The organism is Streptomyces sp. NPDC003943 (assembly GCF_053605265.1).
The window spans coordinates 1-3,510 of record NZ_JBSGIW010000184.1 but is presented as its reverse complement, the minus strand read 5'-3'; the positions used below and the strand labels follow the sequence as shown (position 1 = coordinate 3,510).

Sequence of the window (3,510 nt, the reverse complement as noted above, 5' to 3'; positions counted from 1 at the left end):
GGCCCTTGCGCATCCGCGCGGTGCCCCTGATGCCGAGGCCGGACGCGACCTGCTGCAGCTCGAAGTTCCAGTACTCGGCCAGCGCCCCGAGATTGGCCTCGTTCTCCGGCTCGGGGACGGTGTCCGGATCGGGCCAGTGGTCGGCGACGACGACCGTGTGCCAGCCGAGGTTGGGCGCGCGCTCGATCCGTCCGACCGCCTCGTTCGGCACCACCCCGGGCACGGCCAGGACCCGGCCCTCGACGCGCAGCCCGAGTCCGGCGGCCTCGGTCTCCGCCTCGGCGGCCAGCGCGGCGATCTCCGCCAGCACCTGCCCGGCCGGCCGGCCGGCGTTCACCCGTTCCACCCGGCGCCACACCCGGGGCGCTCCGCGCAGGTCCACGACGCACGCGCCGAGGTGCGTGACTCCGATCTCCAGACCGAGGCCCGCGGGGCCCTCGTCGCTCACCGACAGAGCGCGTCCGGGGCGGCCGACCCGTCCGGCGGGCGCGGCCTCCACCTCGGTCAGCGCTCCCCGCCCGATCAGTTCGTCGACCAGCGAGGAGACGGCCGCCCTGGTCAGACCGACGCGTCCGGCGACGTCCGCGCGGGACAACGGGCGGGACGGCCGGCCGTGCGCGGCGACCGCGCCGAGGACCACCGAGAGGTTCCGCCGGCGCATGTCCTGCTGCGACACGGGCCCGCTTCCCCGGCCGTTCCTCACTCTGCCGTCCACCGTCACGCGCACACCCCTCCTACCGGTCCTCGGCCGGGGCTCCCTGCAAGGCCCCGGCCCGACGCAGGGTATCGCCGATCCGTTCGAGCGCTTCCTCGTCCCGTGGCACGGGCTCGAGGACCGGGCCCTCGGCGGTGCGCCAGCGGCGTGCCACCGCGTCGGCGGGCTCGCCGGTGAGCAGTCCGGCGGCCTGGGCGGCCGCGCCGAGTGCGACGAGTTCCTGAGCTTCGGGCACCCGGACGGCGCGGCCCGAGAGCCGCAGGACGGTCCGCTGCCAGCCGCGGCCGCGGGCGCCGCCGCCGATCAGGAGCAGTGGCTCGTCGCCCGCCGGGTCCTCGCCGCCCGCGCGCAGCACGTCGTCCAGGGCGGTGAGCAGGGCGTGGGCGGCGCCGTCGTAGGCGGCCTGGAGCAGCTGCCCCGGCGTGGTGTCGTGACGCAGTCCGTGGACCAGTCCGGAGGCGCCCGGCAGGTCCGGTGTGCGCTCGCCGTCCAGGTACGGCAGGACGACCGCGGTGCCGCCGTCCTCGACCTCGTCGCGGCCGCGGCCGAGGAGGGCGGCGAAGCGGTCGACCGCGAGGGTGCAGTTGAGCGTGCAGGCGAGCGGCAGCCAGCCGCCGAGGGCGTCGGCGAAGCCCGCGACCGTACCGCTCGGGTCCACCGGCCGGCTCCTGCCGACGGCGTAGACCGTCCCGGAGGTGCCGAGGCTGAGCACCGGCTGTCCGGCCCGCAGACCGAGGCCGAGGGCGGCGGCCATGTTGTCGCCGGTTCCGGCCGCCACCAGTGCCCCTTCGCGCAGCGCCGTCCCCGCGCGGACCACGCCGGCCGGCGCGCCCGGCGCGAGGACCCGCGGCAAGAGGGCCGGGTCGAGAGCGATGCGGTCGAGGATGTCCTTGTCGTAGCCGTCCGGTCCCCACCAGCCGGTGCCCGACGCGTCACCGCGGTCGGTCACCGCCTCCCCGGTCAGCCGCCCGGTGAGGAAGTCGTGCGGGAGGCGGACGGCGGCGACGCGGTCGGCCGCGGCAGGTTCGTTGGCACGCAGCCAGGCCCACTTGGCGGCGGTGAAGGCGGCGGTCGGCAGGCTGCCGGTGCGGCGGGCGATCTCCGCCGGGCCGAGCGCGGCCCGCAGCTCGGCGGCCTGGGGAGCGGACCGGACGTCGTTCCAGAGCAGCGCGGGGCGGACCGGCGCTCCGGCCGCGTCGAGCGTGACCAGGCCGTGCTGCTGACCGGCGATCGAGACGGCGGCCGCACGCTCGGCCCAGCCCGTCCGCACGGCGGCCTCCTCGAACGCCCGCCACCACTGCTCCGGATCGCTCTCCCGGCCGGCGCCCTCGCTGACGGTGTGCGGGGCGCGGCCCTCGCCCAGGACCGTGCCCGTGTCGATGTCGACGGCGAGGGCCTTGGTGGACTGGGTCGAGCTGTCGACGCCGATCACGACACGCTGCGCAGTCATGCGTTCCTCCGATGGGGTTCCTTCTGACGTCCCGGCATACTAATTTGTTAAGTGCCATGACAAACACCCCCTCGGCACTGATCCGGAGCCGCACCATGTCCAGCGACCCGCTGTCCCCCGCCCCCGCGCACAAGTTCACCTTCGGCTTGTGGACCGTCGGCTGGCAGGGGCGCGACCCCTTCGGCGACGCGACCCGCCCCGCCCTCGACCCGGTCGAGACCGTGCAGCGACTGGCGGAACTCGGCGCCTACGGCGTCACCTTCCACGACGACGACCTGATCCCCTTCGGCGCGAGCGACGCCACGCGCGAGGAGACCGTCAAGCGCTTCCGCGCCGCGCTGGACACCGCCGGACTGAAGGTCCCGATGGCGACCACCAACCTCTTCACCCACCCCGTCTTCAAGGACGGCGCCTTCACCGCCAACGACCGCGACGTACGGCGTTACGCGCTGCGCAAGACGATCCGCAACATCGACCTGGCCGTGGAGCTCGGCGCCTCTGTCTACGTCGCCTGGGGCGGACGCGAGGGAGCCGAGTCCGGCGCGGCCAAGGACGTACGCACCGCGCTCGACCGGCTGAAGGAGGCCTTCGACCTGCTGGGCGAGTACGTCGAGGAGCAGGGCTACGACCTGCGGTTCGCGATCGAGCCCAAGCCCAACGAGCCGCGCGGCGACATCCTGCTGCCCACGGTCGGCCACGCCCTGGCGTTCATCAACGAGCTGGAGCGCCCCGACCGCGTCGGTGTCAATCCGGAGGTCGGCCACGAGCAGATGGCCGGGCTCAACTTCCCGCACGGCATCGCCCAGGCCCTGTGGCACGACAAGCTGTTCCACATCGACCTCAACGGCCAGTCCGGCATCAAGTACGACCAGGACCTGCGCTTCGGCGCGGGAGACCTCCGGCAGGCCTTCTGGCTGGTCGACCTGCTGGAGTCGGCCGGCTACGACGGCCCGCGCCACTTCGACTTCAAGCCGCCGCGCACCGAGGACTTCGACGGCGTGTGGGCCTCGGCGGCCGGCTGCATGCGCAACTATCTGCTGCTGGCCGAGCGCTCCCGTGCCTTCCGGGCCGACCCGGAGGTGCAGGCCGCGCTCGCCGCCTCCCGCCTTCCCGAACTCGCCCTCCCCACCGCACAGGACGGCCTGACCGGCCTGCTGGCGGACCGCTCCGCCTTCGAGGAGTTCGACGTCGACGCCGCCGCCGAACGCGGCATGGCCTTCGAGCAGCTGGACCAGCTGGCCTTCGAACACCTCCTCGGCGCCCGCTGAGAAGAGCGGCGGGGCCCCGCGCGCATGCGGTGGCGCGCGGGGCCTCGTGCCTGGGCCGGCCTCAGGCCGGGTAGGGC

At 74.7% G+C, this 3,510-nt stretch carries 3 protein-coding genes; 1 reads left to right on the top strand and 2 read right to left on the bottom strand.

The window, feature by feature from the left end; genetic code table 11:
• Positions 1-676: ROK family protein (locus ACWEV0_RS35815; protein WP_453153988.1), on the bottom strand; the 676-nt coding region annotated here is incomplete at its 3' end.
• A gap of 58 nt (positions 677-734) precedes the next feature.
• Positions 735-2,165 (bottom strand): xylulokinase, encoded by a 1,431-nt coding sequence (gene xylB, locus ACWEV0_RS35810; RefSeq protein ID WP_453153987.1) that lies wholly within the window; start codon positions 2,163-2,165, stop codon positions 735-737.
• A gap of 95 nt (positions 2,166-2,260) precedes the next feature.
• Here xylB and xylA point away from each other — a divergent pair, with 95 nt between their 5' ends.
• Positions 2,261-3,433, top strand: a complete 1,173-nt coding sequence (xylA, locus tag ACWEV0_RS35805) for a xylose isomerase (protein WP_453153989.1) — start codon at positions 2,261-2,263, stop codon at positions 3,431-3,433.
• Positions 3,434-3,510: the final 77 nt, after the last annotated feature.